The organism is Pseudomonas sp. GX19020, from assembly GCF_023371075.1.
Lineage (GTDB): Bacteria > Pseudomonadota > Alphaproteobacteria > Rhodobacterales > Rhodobacteraceae > Pseudogemmobacter.
In genome coordinates, this window is record NZ_JAMCCR010000011.1 from 84,077 (window position 1) to 102,762 (window position 18,686).

General features: G+C 59.1%; 18 protein-coding genes. 15 read left to right on the plus strand and 3 right to left on the minus strand.

Annotated elements, in window-relative coordinates:
• Window positions 1–214 precede the first annotated feature (214 nt).
• From M3484_RS16205 to M3484_RS16220, 4 genes are all read left to right on the plus strand, one after another.
• Window positions 215–1,240 (plus strand): transporter substrate-binding domain-containing protein, encoded by a 1,026-nt coding sequence (locus M3484_RS16205; protein ID WP_249498010.1) that lies wholly within the window; start codon window positions 215–217, stop codon window positions 1,238–1,240.
• A gap of 114 nt (window positions 1,241–1,354) precedes the next feature.
• Window positions 1,355–2,497: an ABC transporter permease subunit gene (locus M3484_RS16210; protein WP_249498017.1), complete on the plus strand. Its 1,143-nt coding sequence runs from the start codon at window positions 1,355–1,357 to the stop codon at window positions 2,495–2,497.
• Complete coding sequence (locus tag M3484_RS16215) at window positions 2,497–3,633, plus strand: amino acid ABC transporter permease (RefSeq protein ID WP_249498019.1); 1,137 nt, start codon at window positions 2,497–2,499, stop codon at window positions 3,631–3,633. Before M3484_RS16210 ends, M3484_RS16215 begins: the two co-directional genes overlap by 1 nt.
• Window positions 3,630–4,403: an amino acid ABC transporter ATP-binding protein gene (locus tag M3484_RS16220; protein WP_283258468.1), complete on the plus strand. Its 774-nt coding sequence runs from the start codon at window positions 3,630–3,632 to the stop codon at window positions 4,401–4,403. The genes M3484_RS16215 and M3484_RS16220 overlap by 4 nt, the downstream gene beginning before the upstream one ends.
• Before the next feature lies 1 nt (window position 4,404).
• Here M3484_RS16220 and M3484_RS16225 read toward each other — a convergent pair whose 3' ends face one another.
• Window positions 4,405–5,298, minus strand: coding sequence for a LysR family transcriptional regulator (locus M3484_RS16225; RefSeq protein ID WP_249498021.1), 894 nt, complete (start codon window positions 5,296–5,298; stop codon window positions 4,405–4,407).
• A 110-nt stretch (window positions 5,299–5,408) separates the two neighbouring features.
• On the opposite strand from M3484_RS16225, the gene glyA reads away from it, so the two are divergent.
• From glyA to M3484_RS16265, 8 genes are all read left to right on the plus strand, one after another.
• A complete protein-coding gene (gene glyA / locus M3484_RS16230; protein WP_249498223.1) occupies window positions 5,409–6,680 on the plus strand; it encodes a serine hydroxymethyltransferase in 1,272 nt (423 codons plus the stop codon).
• Between the two features lie 52 nt (window positions 6,681–6,732).
• The gene (gene dsdA / locus M3484_RS16235; RefSeq protein ID WP_249498023.1) at window positions 6,733–8,094 is read left to right on the plus strand and encodes a D-serine ammonia-lyase; all 1,362 of its coding nucleotides are present in this window, start codon (window positions 6,733–6,735) and stop codon (window positions 8,092–8,094) included.
• Window positions 8,095–8,169: 75 nt separating this feature from the next.
• Window positions 8,170–9,069, plus strand: a complete 900-nt coding sequence (folD, locus tag M3484_RS16240; protein WP_249498025.1) for a bifunctional methylenetetrahydrofolate dehydrogenase/methenyltetrahydrofolate cyclohydrolase FolD — start codon at window positions 8,170–8,172, stop codon at window positions 9,067–9,069.
• A gap of 12 nt (window positions 9,070–9,081) precedes the next feature.
• Window positions 9,082–9,978 carry a formyltetrahydrofolate deformylase gene (purU, locus tag M3484_RS16245; protein ID WP_249498027.1) on the plus strand — a complete coding sequence of 299 codons (897 nt, stop codon included), beginning with the start codon at window positions 9,082–9,084 and terminating at the stop codon, window positions 9,976–9,978.
• A 3-nt stretch (window positions 9,979–9,981) separates the two neighbouring features.
• Window positions 9,982–10,971, plus strand: a complete 990-nt coding sequence (locus tag M3484_RS16250) for an Ldh family oxidoreductase (protein WP_249498029.1) — start codon at window positions 9,982–9,984, stop codon at window positions 10,969–10,971.
• 43 nt (window positions 10,972–11,014) lie between these two features.
• Window positions 11,015–12,226 carry an iron-containing alcohol dehydrogenase gene (locus tag M3484_RS16255; RefSeq protein ID WP_249498031.1) on the plus strand — a complete coding sequence of 404 codons (1,212 nt, stop codon included), beginning with the start codon at window positions 11,015–11,017 and terminating at the stop codon, window positions 12,224–12,226.
• A gap of 19 nt (window positions 12,227–12,245) precedes the next feature.
• Window positions 12,246–13,691, plus strand: coding sequence for an NAD-dependent succinate-semialdehyde dehydrogenase (locus M3484_RS16260; RefSeq protein ID WP_249498038.1), 1,446 nt, complete (start codon window positions 12,246–12,248; stop codon window positions 13,689–13,691).
• 24 nt (window positions 13,692–13,715) lie between these two features.
• Entirely contained in the window at window positions 13,716–14,978 is a 1,263-nt protein-coding gene (locus M3484_RS16265) for an NAD(P)/FAD-dependent oxidoreductase (protein ID WP_249498055.1), read from the plus strand.
• Window positions 14,979–15,004: 26 nt separating this feature from the next.
• On the opposite strand, the gene M3484_RS24040 is transcribed toward M3484_RS16265, so the two are convergent.
• Together M3484_RS24040 and M3484_RS16270 are read right to left on the minus strand one after the other, a co-directional pair.
• Window positions 15,005–15,454: a transposase gene (locus M3484_RS24040; protein ID WP_502942476.1), complete on the minus strand. Its 450-nt coding sequence runs from the start codon at window positions 15,452–15,454 to the stop codon at window positions 15,005–15,007.
• A 3-nt stretch (window positions 15,455–15,457) separates the two neighbouring features.
• Entirely contained in the window at window positions 15,458–16,456 is a 999-nt protein-coding gene (locus M3484_RS16270) for an IS481 family transposase (protein ID WP_249498058.1), read from the minus strand.
• A 983-nt stretch (window positions 16,457–17,439) separates the two neighbouring features.
• On the opposite strand from M3484_RS16270, the gene M3484_RS16275 reads away from it, so the two are divergent.
• The 3 genes from M3484_RS16275 (at window position 17,440) to traL (ending at window position 18,685) form a co-directional block, all read left to right on the plus strand.
• Complete coding sequence (locus tag M3484_RS16275) at window positions 17,440–17,796, plus strand: hypothetical protein (protein WP_249498060.1); 357 nt, start codon at window positions 17,440–17,442, stop codon at window positions 17,794–17,796.
• 181 nt (window positions 17,797–17,977) lie between these two features.
• The gene (locus M3484_RS16280) at window positions 17,978–18,328 is read left to right on the plus strand and encodes a hypothetical protein (protein ID WP_249498062.1); all 351 of its coding nucleotides are present in this window, start codon (window positions 17,978–17,980) and stop codon (window positions 18,326–18,328) included.
• A 66-nt stretch (window positions 18,329–18,394) separates the two neighbouring features.
• Entirely contained in the window at window positions 18,395–18,685 is a 291-nt protein-coding gene (gene traL / locus M3484_RS16285; protein ID WP_249498063.1) for a type IV conjugative transfer system protein TraL, read from the plus strand.
• Window position 18,686 lies beyond the last annotated feature (1 nt).

Consider the following 18,686-nt stretch of genomic DNA (forward strand, 5'->3'; position numbering starts at 1 on the left):
GATACTGGTGGGCTAGCGGAGCGCTCTAATCCGTAGCAATCGGAGTTCGTCTGACAAACACCTCAAGGGCATTTTGCCACAGATCGTTAAGTTATGCTTATGCTTAGACTGAGGTTATTTCACTATTTTGAAATGATCCTGTTTGCTAACCTTACGGCAATGGAAACTAGAGGGCGCCCAACGTTGGTGTCACTACAAAAAAAATGAAAGGGAGATGATGCGTAATTTTCACAAGGTCGCACTGACGGCTGTTGCCGTACTTACTTCCACTCCTGCTTTTGCTGGCGTGCTTGACGATGTGCTTGCCCGGGGCATCCTGAACTGCGGGACCGACAACACGGCACCTGGTTTTGGCTACCTGAATACCACAACGGGCGCGATGGAGGGTCTCGATGTCGATTTCTGCCGCGCTGTGGCAGCGGCGGTTCTGGGCGACGCCACCAAGGTCAACTATGTCACTGTGACCGACAAGAGCCGCTTCACAGCGGTCCAATCCGGACAGGTGGACGTGGTCTTCGCCCATACCACACTAAAACCAGCCCGTGAATCTGCTATCACGGTCGACTTCTTGCCCATCATGTTCTGGGATGGCACCGGCGTGATGGTGAAGACTGCTTCCGGCGTCGAGAGCATTGACGATCTGAATGGTGCCAACCTTTGTACGACGCAGGGTTCCGCAACTGAGACGACTATCGCCAATATCATCACGGCAAACGGGTGGAAGAACCAGGTTCTGACCTATGAAAATCTGGAGAAGCTCTTCGGCGCGCTGACCAGCGGGAGATGCGACGCGATGTTCACCGACAAGTCGGCACTTGCAGCATGGCGAGGTAATTCCGCTGTGCCTGAGGATCTGACAATCCTGCCGGAAATCGTCGAAAAATCTCCCTTCGCCGGCTTTGTTGCCGCCAATGATAGTCGTTGGCGCAATGCCCTGCGCTGGATCTCATATGGCGTTGTTCAAGCCGAAGAATGGGGAATAAACTCAACCAATACCGAAGAGAAGAAAGCCGCTGCGGAACCCGCAATTCGCAAGTTTCTTGGTGTCGAAGGAACAACCGGAGCGGACCTCGGCATCCCGGCCGACTTCATGGCGCAAGTGATCACTCAGGTCGGCAATTATGGTGAGATTTACGAGCGCAATCTGGGGCCTGACACCATCGTCGCCATTGATCGCAAGGGGACATTGAACGCGCTTTGGACCGACGGCGGCGCAATTATCTCTCCGCTCTGGGACTGAGCCAATGCTGGGGTGCGGGCAAGGACCCGCACCCCAAATCTCTGTCAGCGCATCATAGCGCCATTGGTAGTGGAAGTTCCCCCCCCCTTTTTGACTTCAGTTTGTGAGGCGCGAATGACCGTATTCACACCCTATCGCCTGCGCCGCTTACGGCGGAGCGCGACCCAGATTGCCGTGATCGGCATCGCAGTAGGCTTGCTTGCCGTGGTTGGTCTGACGGTGCGAAACGGTTTTGCGGCACGTGGCGTCGACTTCAGCTTCGCGTTCCTGCTGGCCCCTGCCGGGTTTGAAATCTCGGAAGGCAAGACCCTGACCGCCGATGGTTTCGCGTCCTTCGCCTCGGCGATGACCAACACTCAAGCTCTTGTCGCAGGGCTGAGCAACACGATAAAGGTGGCAATCACGGCGATTGCGCTTTCGACCGTTATCGGCGTGATGCTGGGCGTCAGTCGCCTGTCGACCAACTGGCTTATCCGAAAGCTTGCCTTCGGAGCGATCGAGTTCCTGCGCAATACGCCGCTTCTGATCCAGTTGACCTTCTGGTATGTGGCAGTTGTGCTGAAACTGCCGGGCATTCGCGAGGCACAACAGTTCTGGGGGGCGGTGATCAGCCAGCAGGGGATATGGCTGCCCAGGCCCATGCTGTCCGACGGGCCAGGACTTTGGATCGCATTCCTCGCAGTCCTGATCGGGTTGGCTGCATTGTTTCCCGCTTTTCGGGCGTGGCGGGCATGGGCGGGGGGCATGGCGGTGGTGCTCTTCATGGTGGCCATTCTGGTCGGGTTCCGTATCTTCTTTGACTACCCTGAGGTCGGACGGTTTCGCGCGGAGGGCGGCTTTGCCATCAGCCCCGAGTTTACGGCCCTTCTCATTGCCATGACGGTGAACAGCGCGGCCTACATCGGCGAGATTGTCCGTGGCGCAATCGAGGCACTGCCCCGCGGCCAGTGGGAAGCGGCCGAGGCCATCGGGCTTTCCCGCCGTCATGTACTGGGGGATGTTGTGCTGCCGCAGGTGCTACGGGTAGTGATGCCGTCATTCGGAAATCAGTACATCAGCCTGACCAAGAACACATCTCTGGGAATCGCTATCGGCTTCCCAGACCTCTTCAACGTTTACGGCACTGTTTCCAACCAGACCGGGCGCAGCCTTGAGGGCGTCATTCTGGCTATGGGAATTTACCTTGTCCTGAGTTGGATCATCAGCCTCGCCGTCAACCTGGTAAACCGCCGACTGAAAATCCCAGGAGTGCGCTAATGACGAACTTTCGCAATCTACCGCGCTGGCTGCACGTCAACTTGTTCGCCAAGCCATTCGATACCGTGCTGACGCTGATCGTAGTGCCGCTTCTTTGCTGGGCTGTCGCCAGCCTGCTCCACTGGGTGATTGTCGTTGCCGACTGGTCTGTAGTGATTGGAAGCCTCAAGGTATTGATGACCGGCCTTTTTCCGGCTGAGAAAATGTGGCTGGTCTGGATCGCCGCTTCGCTGATCGCGGGTTTGATTGGCTTAGCGAGTTCGGTGACCATGCCCTTCGGGCGAGCAGCGGCGTTTTGTGGTATGCTGGCAGTGGCTGCAACTCTTGTGGCGGCGGCATGGACGCCCTCGGTCGCGCCGCAGGCAGCGCTGGTGATCGCGACCGTTTTCTGCGTTTGGGCCATTGGTCATCGCAGCGAGACTTTGCGAGACAATCTAACCGGGATTGCCTTTGGTGTGCTTATTACGGTGCTTTTGGTTCTGTCGCCTGCCGGGCCTTCGACATGGGGCGGCCTGCTCCTCTCGGTGGTGCTGACGCTGACGGCGGCTCTTCTGACAATTCCGCTGGGGGTCTTCCTGGCCTTTGGCCGGCAAAGCAAGGTTGCCAGTCTCAGCGCTCTTTGCACCGGCTACATCGAAGTGATGCGATCCGTTCCCCTGATCCTTGTGGTATACTGCATCTGGATCGCTTTCCCCCTGGCGCTGCCACAGTTTCCAGTGCCCGATGTCGTACGCGGCCTGATCGGGTTTACACTGTTCTACTCTGCCTATGCGGCCGAGTTCATCCGCACGGGCCTGCAGGCCGTGGCAAGGGGCCAGACCGAAGCTGCACAATCGCTGGGCCTGTCGGACACCGATATCAAACGCATCGTCATCCTGCCGCAGGCCCTCCGCGTTGCTGTGCCTGGGCTGGTGGGGAATATCCTAGATATCTTCAACTACGCGCCGCTGGTTTTCATCATCGGACTGACCGACTTTCTGCGAGCGGGACAGATGATCCTCGCCAACCCAGAGAACAGTGGCCGCACGTATGAAATCTACGTCTTCCTCTTCTTCGTTTATTTCGTAGTGGGAAGCGTCATCACTTTCCAGGCCAGACGGCTTGAACAGAAACTCAGCAAAGGCGCGCGCAAATGACGGGATCACAGGGCGACAACATTGTTCAAATCACGGGCCTCAACAAATACTACGGCAGTTTTCACGTTCTGAAGGATGTTGATCTCACGGTAGCCCGTGGGGAGGTTCTTGTCATCGTCGGGGCGTCCGGCTCGGGGAAATCGACACTGATCCGATGTGTCAACGGGCTGGAAGAATATCAGTCCGGTGCGCTCGAAGTGGATGGCTTTCTGATGCCGCGCGCGGAAGATCGCGAGTTCGGAGAAGTGAAAGGCTTGCGCGAAATCCGCAAAGGCGTGGGAATGGTGTTCCAGCAATTCAACCTGTTTCCCCATCTGACTGTCCTGCAGAACATCACGCTTGGGCCAATGCGGGTGCGCGGAAAATCCCGTGCTGAGGCCGATATCCAAGCGATGCAACTGCTTGACCGGGTCGGGCTGAAGGATCAGGCACAAAAATACCCGGGTGCGCTTTCCGGTGGTCAGCAGCAGCGTGTTGCGATCGCGCGGTCGCTCGCGATGGAGCCGCATCTGATGCTGTTTGACGAGCCAACTTCAGCCCTTGACCCGGAGATGGTTGGTGAGGTGCTGGACGTCATGCGAGAGCTTGCCAAGGAGGGCATGACCATGATGATCGTCACACATGAGATGGGCTTTGCCCGGGAAGTCAGCGATCGCGTGATCTACGTCGATCAGGGCAGTATCACAGAAAGCGGCACGCCTGAGCAGTTCTTCGACAATCCACAGAATGAACGCACCCGCACTTTCCTGGCACGTGTGCTCAGGCACTAGCTTAGCTCCGAGCCTGCCTCGAAATCTCATTGATGAAGGCCTGAATTGCGGGGCTGCGCTCTTCACTCTTGCGAAACGCCACAGAAATGTGGCGACGAATTTCCGGGTGCAGACGACAGACCCACACATCCTCCAGATCGTGGCTGGCCCGCAGGCCGGGCAGGAACGCAATCGCGCATCCCTCACGGATCATTGCGACGGAAACCTCGAACCCTTTGCTTCGGGCGATGATGTTGGGCGTGAAGCCGGCCCTTTGGCATAGCTCGATCAACAGGCGGGTATAGGCAATGGATGCAGTGTCATTGATCCAGTCTTCCTCACGGAGTTCTTCCAGCGTGACCGAGGCCCGGCCCGCCATCGGATGATCCTGAGCGACCATGACATTGAAGACATCTTCAATAAGTGGAAGTACTGCGATGGTCGGTTCGAGAAGGCCAGGAGGCACATTCAGATCATCGATCAGCGCCACATCGGTTTGCCAGCTGCGCAGCGCCGTCAGTGCTTCCTCGGGCTCCATCTCGTCGAACTGAACGGCCAGCCGCCCGTGAGACTGGCGCAACGCGTGGATTGTACGCGGCATCAGTGCCGCAGCTACAGATGGAAATGCGGCGACACGCAACTCACCAGCCACAACCATTTTCAGCTCTGCGATGTCCGTCCGCGCTGACTCCAGTTCCGCGAAAATCCGGTTGGCACGCTCCACAAGTTGTCGACCAGCGATGGTAAGTTCCACGCCACGACCGCGACGCTCGATCAGTTCAATACCTGCCTCCTGTTCCAGAAGGGAAACCTGTTGCGACACGGCAGAGGGTGAGACGCAGAGCGCCTCTGCCACCGCCGCCATCGTCTTGCGAACCGAGAGTTCCCTTAGTGCGCGAAGCCGTCCAAGGTCCAATCAAGCCTCCAATAGATCAGTTCTGCTAATCTGTTACGGAAGAACTATTAACTTTTTATGCATCTATGAAAAGCGTAATCTTGGCTGAAGGACGCAAAAGGGTGCTGATCATGACAACCTCCTACTTCAACGCGCATCTTGCTGAACGCGACGCGCTGATCTTCGCTGCGCTTGACGGCGAAAAGAAGCGCCAGCAGAGCCAGATTGAACTCATCGCATCGGAAAATACCGTCAGCCAGGCAACGCTTGACGCACTGGGTTCTGTGATCACCAACAAATCCGTGGAAGGCTACCCAGGCCGACGCTTCCATGGCGGCGCAGATTTTGCTGACGTGGTCGAACAGGCAGTAATTGATCGGGCAAAAGAATTGTTCGGCGTGGCGTTCGTGAATGCTCAGCCACATTCGGGCACTCAAGCCAACCAGGCAGTGTTTTTTGCAGTGCTCAAACCCGGCGATACGGTCCTGAGCCTCGACCTGGCGGCTGGCGGCCACTTGAGCCACGGTGCAAAGCCGAACCAGTCCGGGCGCTGGTTCAACATTGTTCCCTACGGCGTTGATCGCGAGAGCGGGCGGATCAACTATGACAATGTTGAGCAATTGGCCCTGGAGCACCAGCCCAAGCTTCTGATCGCGGGCGGCTCTTCCTATCCGCGTGCAATCGATTTTGCACGGATGCGGCAAATTGCCGATAAGGTGGGAGCGATCTTCCTTGTGGATATGGCACATTTTGCGGGGTTGGTCGCAGCCGGAGTGCATACTTCGCCGGTCGGGCATGCGGATATCGTTACCTGCACCACGACCAAAACCTTGCGCGGAGCACGTGGCGGCTTGATCCTGACCAACCGCGAGGACCTCTACAAAAAAATTCAGTCAGCCGTTTTCCCGGGCGTGCAGGGCTCCGCACATCTCGCTACCATCGCTGGTAAAGCGGTTTGCTTGGGGGAGGCGCTGACGGATGAATTCAAGACCTATGGCGCCAATGTCAAGCTTAACGCGCAACTCCTGGCCGAGGTGCTGCAACGCCGTGGCGTTGGAATCGTCAGCGGGGGCACCGACAGCCATCTGGTTCTGGTCGATGTCTCTTCAAAAGGTCTGACGGGTCAGCAGGCACAGGATATCTTGGGCGCGGTCAACATCACGTCCAACAAAAACCCGATACCCTTTGACAGCGCTAAGCCGTCCGAGTGGAAAGGCCTGCGACTCGGCTCCTCTGCCGGTACCACCCGAGGCTTCGGCAAAGGCGAATTCGAGATCATTGGCAATCTGATTGCGGATCTTTTCGAAGCAGCCACCGGGACTGAAGAGGAACGGAAGGGAGTCGAAGATCGCGCGCGCAAGACTGTCGCAGATCTTTGTGCGACGTTCCCGATTTACGCCTGATCTGGAGTATCGAGCGGGCGAGGTGCCCGCTCGAATCCCCCGCGGAGGAGCCATGCCTGTCTTTCTTCCCGATAATCCTGCCAAGGATGACCTGTTGGCTGGTATCCCAACATTGTGGCTCAATCCGCACTTGAAACACAATGACATTGCTGACCCGGGACAGCGGCATCGGTCATCTCAGGTTGCTGACGCCGAAGCTAATTGGCGCCGCCTGGCGCCATTGCTGCAGCTTCTCTTTCCTGAGCTGGAAAGCACGGGTGGGTTGATTCAGTCGGCGTTGATCGAGGCTGAAAAGCTGCGTGATGCGCTTGGCTACCGTGGCCCCGACTATGGCCGGATCTTTGTCAAGGCCGATAACGACCTGCCGGTGGCTGGTTCAATCAAGGCACGCGGCGGGGTCTTTGAAGTCTTCATGTTCGCCGAGCAGTTGGCCCGGGAGAAGGGCATTCTGACACCGGAGGACAGCATCACGGCGCTGGCCCAGGAAGAGGCGCGAACTCTGTTCGGGCATTACACCATCGCCGTTGGGAGTACGGGAAATCTTGGCCTCAGCGTTGGTATTGCCGCCCGGTCGCTGGGGTTCAAGGCGGTTGTACATATGTCGGCTGACGCCAAGCAGTGGAAGGTGGACCGGTTGACCCGACTTGGCGTCAAGGTTGTGCGTCACAAGGCCGACTATACCACTGCGGTCGAGCAGGCGCGCAGCGACGCCGAGGCCGACCCATCAATCTATTTCGTCGATGACGAATGCTCTGAGCTTCTGTTCTTCGGGTACAGCGCTGCAGCGAAGGAACTCGCCGGGCAATTGGCTGCAGCCGGGGTGACTGTTGATGCAGACCACCCTCTGTTTGTGTACCTGCCCTGCGGGATCGGGGGTGCCCCGGGTGGCGTAACCTATGGGCTGAAGGCGATTTTCGGCGACAATGTGCATTGCTTTTTTGTCGAGCCGGTTCAGTCGCCCTGCGCAATGGTTCATATGATGAGCGACTCGGACGAGCTGGTTTCTGTCTATGATGCAGGCCTGACCAATCGCACAGAGGCAGACGGAATGGCGGTTGCGCGCATGTCCGCCTTTGTTGCCGAAGCGATGAGGCCGATCCTGGCTGGTATCTTTACTGTCGCGGACGACGACCTGTTTCGTTGGCTTTGGCAGGCGCAAGACAGTCAAGGCATTCGATTGGAGCCTTCGGCCACCGCCAGTTTCGCCGGGCCAGGCTTTATCGTTGCCGGTGACCAGGGTCGGACCTTTCTGGCCGAGCAGGGGCTGGCAGCCAGGGTCGCGCAGGCTGCGCATGTGCTCTGGACCACCGGCGGAGCTTTCGTGCCACAGGATCAATATGCCAGGTTTCTGGAACGTGGCGCCGCAATTGCGGAAGCCTCGGCCAGAAACCCGGTGTCTGCTAATGGCGAGTGATTGAAAGCGCGTCTCGCGCCCCGTTCCCGGTGACTGCAATTTCAACGCTGCGAGTACATGAACAGGAGATCTACAATGCAAAAGGCATTCGAGGCCGCATTGATTGACGGTAAGTCTCTTGCCGCCAGCCTAGTTGAACGGATTGCTGGCGATGTGGCTGTGATCAAGGCAGAAACCGGGCAGACGCCAGGCTTGGCCGTGGTTCTGGTTGGCGAAGACCCGGCGAGCGCGGTCTATGTCAAATCCAAGCATCGCCAGACAGAGGCGGCTGGCATGCGATCCTTTGTTCATCGCTTGCCGGTCGATACCACACAGGACGCGCTTATGTCGCTCCTTGACCAGCTGAACGCCGATCCGGCGGTAAATGGTATTCTGGTGCAACTGCCGCTTCCTCCACATCTGGAGGCGGCTGAGGTGATCAATGCCATCAATCCCGCCAAGGATGTGGACGGTTTCCACATCTCGAACGCCGGACTTCTGGCGACGGGGCAAGAGGCGCTGGTGCCCTGTACGCCGCTTGGCTGCACGATGCTGCTCAAGGACCGACTAAGCGATCTGTCAGGACTGAATGCGCTGGTGATCGGCAAGTCGAACATCGTCGGAAAGCCGATGGCCCAATTGCTGATGGCGGAAAACTGCACTGTGACAGTGGCTCATTCTCGCACCCGCAACCTACCCGAACTATGCCGCACTGCTGATATTCTTGTGGTCGCTGTAGGCCGCCCGGAAATGGTGCGGGGCGACTGGATCAAGCCCGGTGCCACTGTGATCGACGTCGGCATCAACCGGGTCGAGGGAAAGGGCAAGCCCCGTATCGTCGGCGATGTGGCCTTTGCCGAAGCGGGCCACGCCGCTGCCATAACCCCGGTGCCGGGTGGGGTAGGTCCGATGACCATCGCCTGCCTTCTGGCCAACACTGTCACTGCCTTTCGCCGCCAAAATAAACCAAACACAACCAGGTTCGCTGCCGAATAGGATTTCTTTGCCATGAATCGTTCATCCAACCGCTTTGCTCTCCGCGTGACCTGCTCAGCAATACTCGGTGTCACCGCCGACATCGCATCTTTTCTGGCCTTGAACGGATGCAACATTCAAGACAGCGCCCAGTTTGAAGATGACAGCGCAGGCCTGTATTTCAGCCGCATCAGCTTCCGTTCCGAGGAGGGCCGGACATTAGAGGAGCTTCGTGAGAGTTTTCAGCCGTTGGTCGAAAAATTCAGCATGGATCACGAATTTTTTGACGAGGGGCAGAAGCGCAAAGTCATACTGATGGTGTCGCGCTTCGGGCACTGCCTGAATGATCTTCTCTACCGCTGGCGCATTGGCGCACTGCCTATCGATATCGTCGGAGTGATCTCCAACCACACCGACTACCAGAAAGTTGTCGTTAATCACGACATTCCCTTCCATTGCATCAAGGTCACCAAAGAGAACAAGCCACAGGCCGAGGCCGAGCAGATGCGGATCGTACGCGAAGCCGGCGCCGAACTTGTTGTTCTCGCGCGCTATATGCAGGTGCTTTCGGATGAAATGTGCCGTGAAATGTCCGGGCGGATCATCAACATCCACCATTCCTTTCTGCCCAGCTTCAAGGGTGCCAATCCATATAAGCAGGCTTATGAGCGCGGTGTGAAGATAATTGGCGCCACTTCACACTATGTGACCGCTGACCTCGACGAGGGCCCAATTATTGAGCAAGATACCACTGCCGTGAGCCACGCTCAATCGCCGGAGGATTACGTCAGTTTGGGTCGCGACGTGGAAAGCCAGGTTCTGGCACGCGCAATCCACGCCCATGTGCATGGCCGCGTCTTCATCAACGGAAACAAGACCATCGTCTTTCCTCCTTCTCCTGGGTCGTATGTGTCCGAGAGGATGGGTTGAGCCATGCTTTCCATCACGGAAATCAGAACGACTGCAGTCCAGGCTCTAAGAAAGGGCGGCCTGTCTTTGGCGCATGCAGAAACGCAATTGGATTTGCTGCTGGATGCCGAGATGCGCGGCGTCCCTTCGCATGGGCTGCTCCGCCTGCCCCGCGTGATCGAGCGCGTGGCGAATGGGGCTACCGATCCGGAGGCGCGCGGCGCGCAAACGTGGCGCGGTCATGCGCTTCTGGACGTGGACGGTCAGCATGGGCTTGGCCCGGTCGTGGCGCTGTCGGCGCTGGAGACCGCGAAGGAGCGTGTCGCCGAAACCGGGTCCTGCGTCGTGGCGATCCGCAATTGTGACCATCTGGGGATGCTGGCCTACTATGCCGAAAGGCTTGCGCGCGAGGGCAAGGTCCTTCTGGGGCTGACCGTTTCAGAGGCGCTGGTTCACCCTTATGGCGGGCGCCATGCGATGATTGGGACCAACCCGATCACCATCGGTGTCCCGGCCGAACCATTGCCCTTCGTCTTCGATATGGCGACCAGCCTGGTATCGATGGGCAAGATCCATGACCATGCGCATCGCGGCGTGCCGATCCCGGAAGGCTGGGCGCTGGACGCCGAGGGCAATCCGACAACCGACCCGAATGCCGCCAAGCTGGGCTCCATCGCGCCCTTTGGCGGCGCCAAGGGATACGGTCTTGGGCTGGCCTTCGAGGTGCTGGTCTCGGCGCTGACCGGATCGGCGATTGGCACAGCGGTCAAGGGCACGCTGGATTCCACCGAGCCCTGCAACAAAGGCGATCTTTTTGTAGTGATGGAGCCCGCTCCGAGCTTCATGGCGCTGGTCTCAGGCTTCCTTGAAGATCTGCGCCAATCGACCCCGGCTGATCCGGCCTCTCCGGTACGCATCCCCGGCGACCGTGCCACCCACACGCGTGAAAAGGCGGGGCGTGATGGGCTGCATGTCGCAACCGAAGTCTGGCAGCGCATTCGGGCGCTTTCGTAACGATACAGAATGCTCTGCCGAACAGGGCAAGAGGAGGAACTTCATGCGGTTTAATTATGGTGTCACCCGGGCTCCGCAGCGCCTGGTTTTCGGCCCCGGCCAACGCGCGGCACTTGGCCGGCTTGCACGTGACCTGGGAACCCGCGCGCTAATCTGCACCGATGAGCGCCTCGGCGGCCTGCCGCTGCTGGGCGAGTTGGTGGCGGATCTTCAGGCCCATGGCGTGACGGTCGAGGTCTTTGCCGAAACCCAGGCGGAGCTGCCGCTGGACGGCATCACCACCTGCGCCGCGCGTTACAAGGATTTCGCACCCGACATGGTGATCGGCTTCGGCGGCGGCAGCTGCCTTGATCTTGCGAAGCTGGTCAGCCTGCTGCTGTCCTTCCCCGGCCCGCTGTCGGAATACTATGGCGAGTTCAAGATCCCCGGCCCGGTGCGCCCCGTTATCGCGATCCCGACCACCGCTGGGACGGGTTCCGAGGCCACTCCGGTCGCGGTTCTGGCCGATCCGGACCGCGTCATGAAGGTGGGCATCTCCTCGCCCGAACTGATCCCCCACACCTCTATCTGCGATCCCGAACTGACTGTTACCTGTCCCAGGGGACTGACCGCGATCTCGGGCGCCGATGCACTGGCCCATGCGATCGAGGGCTTTGCCGCCGTCAGCCGCGTGGCCACCGCCGATCTGGCCACCAGCCGGGTCTTCGTGGGCAAGAACACCCTGTCAGATGTCTATGCGCTGCGCGCTATCAAGCTGATCTTCGATCACCTTGAAGCGGCGGTGAACCAGCCCGAGGACATTACTGCACGTTCCGCCGTCATGCTGGGTTCCACCCTTGCCGGGCTTGCCTTTGGCACCGCAGGCACGGCCGCCGCCCATGCTATCCAATATCCGATCGGCGCGGAAACCCACACGGCACACGGCCTGGGGGTCGGTATCCTTCTGCCCTTTACCATGCGCTTCAACGCGCAGACTGCTGCCGGTGACTATGCCGAGATCGCGCGCGAGATCGGCGTAGCCACGGCGACAGACGACGATGCCAGCGCGGCCGAGGCGCTGATCACGGCGCTTTCGGCGCTGTTCGCGCGCATCGGTATGCCCGCCACGCTGGACAAGATCGGCGTGACCCCGGCCAGCCTGGACAACATCGCCACCCTGTCGATGAACGCTGCCCGCCTGATCGAGAACAACCCCCGCACCCTGTCGCCGCAGGCGATCCGCGAGATCCTTGACGCCGCTATGGGGCAGGCATGATACATCCGAGGACCATGACATGACCACTGAAACCACCTGGCCCACCGACCTCTTCATCGCCGGCAAATGGCGCGCCGGCACCCGCCCGACGCGGATCGACGTGACCAACCCCTCCGACGGCTCGGTCCTGGGTTCCGTCGCCGACGCCTCGCCCGAGGATGCAATTGCCGCCGTTGACGCTGCCGCCGAAGCCGCCGCCGACTGGGCCTCGACCCCGCCCCGCAAGCGGGGTGAGATCCTGCGCCGCTGCTGGGAGCTGATGACCCGCGATGCCGAGGCGCTGGCGCGTCTGATCTCGCTGGAGAACGGCAAGGCGCTGAAGGACGCGCGCGGCGAAGTCGCCTATGCGGCCGAGTTCTTCCGCTGGTTCGCCGAAGAGGCCGTCCGCGGCCATGGGGATCTGGGCGTAGCCCCCTCGGGCGCGAACCGCATCCTCGTGCAATACCAGCCCATCGGCGTTTCGCTGCTGATCACGCCCTGGAACTTCCCCGCAGCGATGGCGACGCGCAAGATTGCGCCTGCGCTGGCTGCCGGCTGCACCTGCGTGCTGAAACCCGCGACCGAAACCCCGCTGACGGCCTATGCCGTGGCTGCGATCCTGGCGGAAGCCGGGGTGCCGGACGGCGTGGTGAATGTGCTGACCACCTCGGCCACCGGGCAAGTGGTCAACGCGATGCTGGAAGACCCGCGTGTGCGCAAGCTGTCCTTCACCGGCTCGACCGAGGTGGGTCGCGTCCTCCTGCGCAAGGCAGCGGATCAGGTCATCCACTGCTCGATGGAGTTGGGAGGCAATGCGCCCTTTGTGGTCTTCGATGATGCCGATCTGGATGCCGCGATCGAGGGCGCGATGGTCGCCAAGATGCGCAATGGCGGCGAGGCCTGCACGGCCGCGAACCGGATCTACGTCCAGCGCGGCGTTGTGGCCGACTTCACCCGCCGCCTGACCGAGCGCATGGCCTCGCTGAAGATCGGCCCCGGCGCCGAGGACTCCACCGATCTAGGCCCGCTGGTCAATGTGGGCGCCGTCAGGAAGGTCGGTGCGCTGGTGGATGACGCCGTGGCCAAGGGCGCGCGCATCACCTGCGGCGGCAAGGCGATCGAGGGCGATGGTTACTACTACCCCGCCACCGTTCTCGCCGATGTGCCCGACACCGCCGACCTCGCCCGTGAAGAGATCTTTGGGCCGGTTGCCCCGATCTACACCTTCGACACCGAGGAAGAGGTGATCCGCCGCGCCAATGACACCGAGTACGGCCTGGTCGCCTATGTCTACACCCGGGACCTGGCTCGCGGCTTGCGCGTATCGGAAAAGCTGGAGGCTGGGATGCTGGCGCTGAACCGCGGCCTCGTCTCGGACCCGGCGGCACCCTTCGGTGGGGTCAAGCAAAGCGGTCTGGGCCGTGAGGGCGCGCATCACGGGATGCTCGAATTCATGGAAGCGAAGTATATCGCGACCACTTGGTAAACTACAGGTCGAATGGGTATCGGGATGAGATATGACGTCTTGGTCGTTGGTGCCGGCATTGTCGGCGTCTCTATTGCATTGCACTTGCAGGCAGCGGGACGCTCTGTCGTCTTGATCGATAAAACCGGGGCTGCAGGAACCGGCACCAGCTACGGAAACGCTGGCCTCGTCGAGCGTGCAAGTCTCATCCCTTACAGCTTCCCGCGGTCGCTTTCCGAGATCTTCAGGTATGCCCTGAATAGCTCTGCTGATGCGCGCTATCACGCCAGCTTCCTGCCCCGAATTGCTCCGTTTCTATTTTCTTACTGGCGCCATTCTTCTCCGGCCCGATTGGCGCAGGCAACTCGGGACCTTCTGCCGTTGTTCGAGTCCAGTGTGAGCGAGCATGATGAGTTCCTGAAAGATTCGCCGGCGGCTGCGGCCCTGTTCTCCCGTAAGGGTTGGATAAAGGCATTTAAGGACCACAGGGGGCTTGCGTCGGCGGTGACGGATGCCAAAGCACTTGCTGATCATGGTTTGAACTGGGACGTCCTGGACGTCAAAGGGCTTGCGGAGGCTGAACCCCATATTACTCAAATGGTGGGCGCAATTCATTGGCGAGATCCGATCACGACGGCGGATCCCGGAGCAGTGACAGCCGCTTATGCCGATCTGTTCATTGCGCGCGGCGGGAAACTTGTCGAAGGTGACGCTTCAACGCTGCGACTTGAGGGCAGATACTGGGAGGTCTTGGCGGACAGACAAATCATCAAGGCTGGAGAAGCTGTTGTCGCGGCCGGTCCCTGGAGTGTTGAAATCTTGCGGGAATTGGGACATTCGTTCCCGATGGCTGTCAAGCGTGGCTACCATATGCACTACACGCCAGAGGCAGGCGCCTTTCTAAATCATCCGATCCTTGACGCGACAACCGGATATGTTCTGGCGCCGATGAAGAACGGCATAAGGTTGACTACCGGTGTAGAAATCGCGCCACGCGATGCAAAACCTACTCCGGTACAGATCGATCTCGCCGAGATTGCGGCACGCCGGATTTTCCCGCTGGGCAGAAGAGTCGAGGCAGAACCCTGGATGGGTTTTCGTCCCGTGTTTTCTGATATGAGGCCCGCCATTGGCCAGATCTTGAGCAACCGCGGGCTCTGGGTCGCGTTTGGCCACGGACATCATGGTTTTACACTCGGCCCAGCGACTGGTCGGCTCTTAGCGGAAATGATGTGTGGAAAGCAGCCGTTTATGGATCCTACACCCTACTCTCCCAATAGGTTTCGGGGTAAGCGTGGCCTTACATGAAGTACAATTGCTGTGACCCTAGGTGCTCATCCAACTGAAACCAGAGTCGGCGGTTGACCTTCGCGCGGTTGCGCAGAGGGAGCAAAGGGCGATGTGCGCAGTTGTGCAGGTTCGCGAAGGTGATCTCCCATTGCGGTGAGTTGGGCGGCAAAGACCGCCGGGGCCTGATAGCCGAGGGCAGAATGGGGCGGCTTGGTGTTGTAGGTGTTGGTCCCGCGACCTCCGGCGATTGCCCGCTTGCCCCGCATTGCGCCACTGTCGTGCGGGATGGGAGCAAGGCCGGTCATCGCCGCAGCTTCACCGGATGTCATCCGCCCGAGTTCCGGCATTTCCGCGATCAGCACGGCCGCAGAGACGGGGCCAATCCCGGGGATGGACAGCAGAAGCCTTGCCTTTGCCGCCGAGGTTTCCTCCTGCCCGATGACACCTTTGATCGTAACGGCCCGATTGGGACCGCCTTCTGATCCTGGTCTCAGATCTTAGGTGTTCAGTCCCGGTATCTGGTGGATCGGATTTAGGATGAATCGATCTGGCTCTGATGTCCAGATTTTGCAGATGTATTCGTAGGGCGTGAGGCCGCCGAGGGTCTTGAGTCTGCGCGCGAAGTTGTAGGCTGCCACGAAGTCCGTCAGATGTGCTCGCAGCTGGTCATGGCTGTCGTAATGGAAGCGCTTGACGGTCGCGTCCTTGATGGTTCGGTTCATCCGTTCGACCTGGCCATTGGTCCAGGGATGGTTGGGCTTGGTCAGCCGGTGCTCAATCCCGTTTGCCTCACAAATCATGTCGAAGCGCATCGGCCGGGAATAGATGGTGTTCCGGTTCCGAGGCTGCTCTGCGAACTGAATGCCCCTCGCCATTGTCTCTCGGACCAATGGCGTTCCAATGGCTCGATCGGTGAGAATGGTGTGAACCTGGTAGGGCACGGCTTCGAGCATGTGCTGAAGGAATTCCCAGGCTGTCTTTCTGTCGGCCTTGTCGACGAGCTGGGTCACGGCGAACTTGCTCGTGCGGTCGATGCCGACGAACAAATATAGTTTGCCTTCAGCGGTCTGCACCTCAGCGATGTCGATGTGGAAGAAGCCGATCGGGTAGCGTTTGAACTTCGACCGCTTCGGCTTATCGCCCTCCATATCAGGCAGGCGCGAGATGCCGTGGCGCTGCAGGCAGCGGTGCAGCGCGGATCGGGTCAGATGAGGAATAGTTGGCTGCAGGGCGTAAAGGCAGTCATCCAATGGCAGCAGTGTATGGCGCCGGAATGCTACGACCATTGCTTCTTCCGCCTCGGTTAGGACAGTGGATCGTGGCTCCGAAGGCCCCGTCTTCATATCCTCGACGGTCGCCCGCTTGCGCCACTTCGCAACGGTCTTGGGATTGATGCCCAGCTCACGGCTCAACTGCGCGAGCGAAGCTTGCGATCGCTGTATTGCTGCTCTGACGGCGTGCGTGGTCGTGGCGCTGCCATGACGAATTTGTCCCATAGGGCGTCCTTCCATTCCAGAGAAAGGATCGCACCATCAAACCGTGGGATCAAACACCTAAGCGCGTGCCTTGTTCAGGATCGCCGGAAAAGCCCCGGCCGCTTTATACTAGCTCTGCCAACAGGGAGAATTGAGTTGCCAGAAATTTCGACCCCATCCGAATGGTCAGGCGAGATTGGCAGAGCAAGAAGCAGAGCGAAAGTTCACGAAGGCGAAGACGCGACACTACAGGGAGTGTAAATCGTATTAACGCTATGGTTGTGCTTGCAAGTGATGCCCTGACCCCATCATATATCTCTCACCTAGCAATGTGATTCTTACTCGCCGATACGCGGTGGTTTCAACAAGATGCAAGGCAGGGGTTGCGGAACTCCGGTCAGTATTGCCTGCCACCGGTATCACCACATATTTCAGATGTGGCTTTCCTGCTCCCCGAACCAGAAAAGCATGAGAGAGGTCTTATGATTCCTGCACCCGTTTGCAGAGCTGAGTTCGTTCAGCATCTTGTTCGTAGCCGCGTCGTCATTGTTAGGAAGCAGCGGCTTGGCAAAGAGCGTCCACTGACGATTTTATCGTTTAAAGACAATGGCAGTCTGTGCGTTTTGTCGTCTCGCACTGACGAGCCGACGTGTTTCAGATCCGAGGAGGATCTCTTACGCCTTATCACTGATCTTGGGCTTTCTTCGATAAAGCTGCCGGTGCGCGGCCGCCAGGCGGTGACTTACATTTCGAGCGTGCAACGCGACTCGTTGATGAGCGAAGTCACATGATGACCAAAGCAATACAAATTGCACCGGCAGGCCCAGCCGAGCAGAACCTCTGCTATCACCATGATATGCACTTCTTAGCACGATGGCACCCACACTTGCATATTCCTCCCAGATTCTGGATGATGCACCTATCAATGGCAAAGATCTGGCCGAATGCCTGTTGCTCCGCTGCGCAGACCTCGTGTCAGAGATTGCTTCCAGCAGGGTGGGCAAATGCGCGAGAAGTCGGTAACGCCGCTTTTTGTTTTCGAACGGGGCATGGCTGCAGAGATCGAGGCCGGCGGCCAGGTTGAGCTTATTGCCAGAGGGCCCAAGGGGTCCAAGGCAGTGGAGGGCTGGTACATCATGCTGTCGAAGTCTGGCGGCGGGGGAATGCTGGTCATGAACAGCAATGAGGCAACGATAAAGTTTTTGAAGACGATTGCGGGTGTTTTCAAACTGTTAGAGCGTCTGCCTGCCCGTGAGGTGAAGGTGCCCCTGGAGGGTCAGGTGGAGTCAGAAGCAGAGCTCCTCGCTCTGCATGTTGCCCGAAACTCAGCCACTATCGGAGATTCTGCTTCGGCCAACTGAAGCCCAGGCACTGACGCTAAATCAGCTCATGACACGCCCGGCAGTCCTCTGCCGGGCGTTTTCGTTGCGGCCTGAAGTTTCCGAGTCTTTTAGTATGATTTGATATTGTATCGTGGATATAGATGATTATCGTGCACATGCGACTTATGATTCGCATGCATTACCATTTTGAGGTAACTCCATGAAACTCTCCCGTTTTCTGGTGGCCGCTTCGGCCGCCCTGTTTCCTGCTGCCGCAATGGCGGCGGGATCTTCAACCGGTGTAGAAGCCGGCTTCTCCGGGATCACGACTACCCTGACCACTCTGCTGACCGGCGCCGGTGGTTATCTCGTCCTGATCGTTTCGATCATCATCGCTGCCGTGACCCTGATGGCGACCGGCCGCTGGACCTATGTGATCACCGCTGTCGCCGTGTCGCTGTTCCTTGGCTACGGCGTGTCGATCGTCAGCTCCATCGGTGGCGTCACCGCGACCATCGACATGGTCGAAGCGGCTCCGACCGCAATCCAGATCGAAGCCGCAGCGCTCTGATCCTCCAGCCGCACGGCATCACCCGTGCGGCTTTTCCATTTTCATCTGTCTGCGCTGGAGGGTCAGATGCAGGAGAAGGTTGTTCGTATCGAACAGCGTTTGCAGGAACAGTCGCGCATCCTGCTTTTCCCGATTGATGAGGGTCTGGCCCTCCTTGCGCCCGCCGGGGTTGGCGTTGGCCTGCAGGCCGCCGTGCCTGGCATTATTCTCGGTATCGTCAGCTATATCGTCTGGAAACGCCTGAAGGGCGATGGAGGGCTAGAGCGCATGCTCGCCCTTCTTTACTGGTATCTCCCCCGAGAAATCAGCCCGATCAAGTCCTGGCCGGATAGCTCCGTCACCATGTGGAGGGGCTAAG

Coding starts and splice junctions, on each gene's coding strand:
- M3484_RS16205 (WP_249498010.1), top strand. CDS start 215: ATGATGCGTAATTTTCACAAGGTCGCACTGACGGCTGTTGCCGTACTT.
- M3484_RS16210 (WP_249498017.1), top strand. CDS start 1,355: ATGACCGTATTCACACCCTATCGCCTGCGCCGCTTACGGCGGAGCGCG.
- M3484_RS16215 (WP_249498019.1), top strand. CDS start 2,497: ATGACGAACTTTCGCAATCTACCGCGCTGGCTGCACGTCAACTTGTTC.
- M3484_RS16220 (WP_283258468.1), top strand. CDS start 3,630: ATGACGGGATCACAGGGCGACAACATTGTTCAAATCACGGGCCTCAAC.
- glyA (WP_249498223.1), top strand. CDS start 5,409: ATGACAACCTCCTACTTCAACGCGCATCTTGCTGAACGCGACGCGCTG.
- dsdA (WP_249498023.1), top strand. CDS start 6,733: ATGCCTGTCTTTCTTCCCGATAATCCTGCCAAGGATGACCTGTTGGCT.
- folD (WP_249498025.1), top strand. CDS start 8,170: ATGCAAAAGGCATTCGAGGCCGCATTGATTGACGGTAAGTCTCTTGCC.
- purU (WP_249498027.1), top strand. CDS start 9,082: ATGAATCGTTCATCCAACCGCTTTGCTCTCCGCGTGACCTGCTCAGCA.
- M3484_RS16250 (WP_249498029.1), top strand. CDS start 9,982: ATGCTTTCCATCACGGAAATCAGAACGACTGCAGTCCAGGCTCTAAGA.
- M3484_RS16255 (WP_249498031.1), top strand. CDS start 11,015: ATGCGGTTTAATTATGGTGTCACCCGGGCTCCGCAGCGCCTGGTTTTC.
- M3484_RS16260 (WP_249498038.1), top strand. CDS start 12,246: ATGACCACTGAAACCACCTGGCCCACCGACCTCTTCATCGCCGGCAAA.
- M3484_RS16265 (WP_249498055.1), top strand. CDS start 13,716: ATGAGATATGACGTCTTGGTCGTTGGTGCCGGCATTGTCGGCGTCTCT.
- M3484_RS16270 (WP_249498058.1), bottom strand. CDS start 16,456: ATGGGACAAATTCGTCATGGCAGCGCCACGACCACGCACGCCGTCAGA.
- M3484_RS16275 (WP_249498060.1), top strand. CDS start 17,440: ATGCGCGAGAAGTCGGTAACGCCGCTTTTTGTTTTCGAACGGGGCATG.
- M3484_RS16280 (WP_249498062.1), top strand. CDS start 17,978: ATGAAACTCTCCCGTTTTCTGGTGGCCGCTTCGGCCGCCCTGTTTCCT.
- traL (WP_249498063.1), top strand. CDS start 18,395: ATGCAGGAGAAGGTTGTTCGTATCGAACAGCGTTTGCAGGAACAGTCG.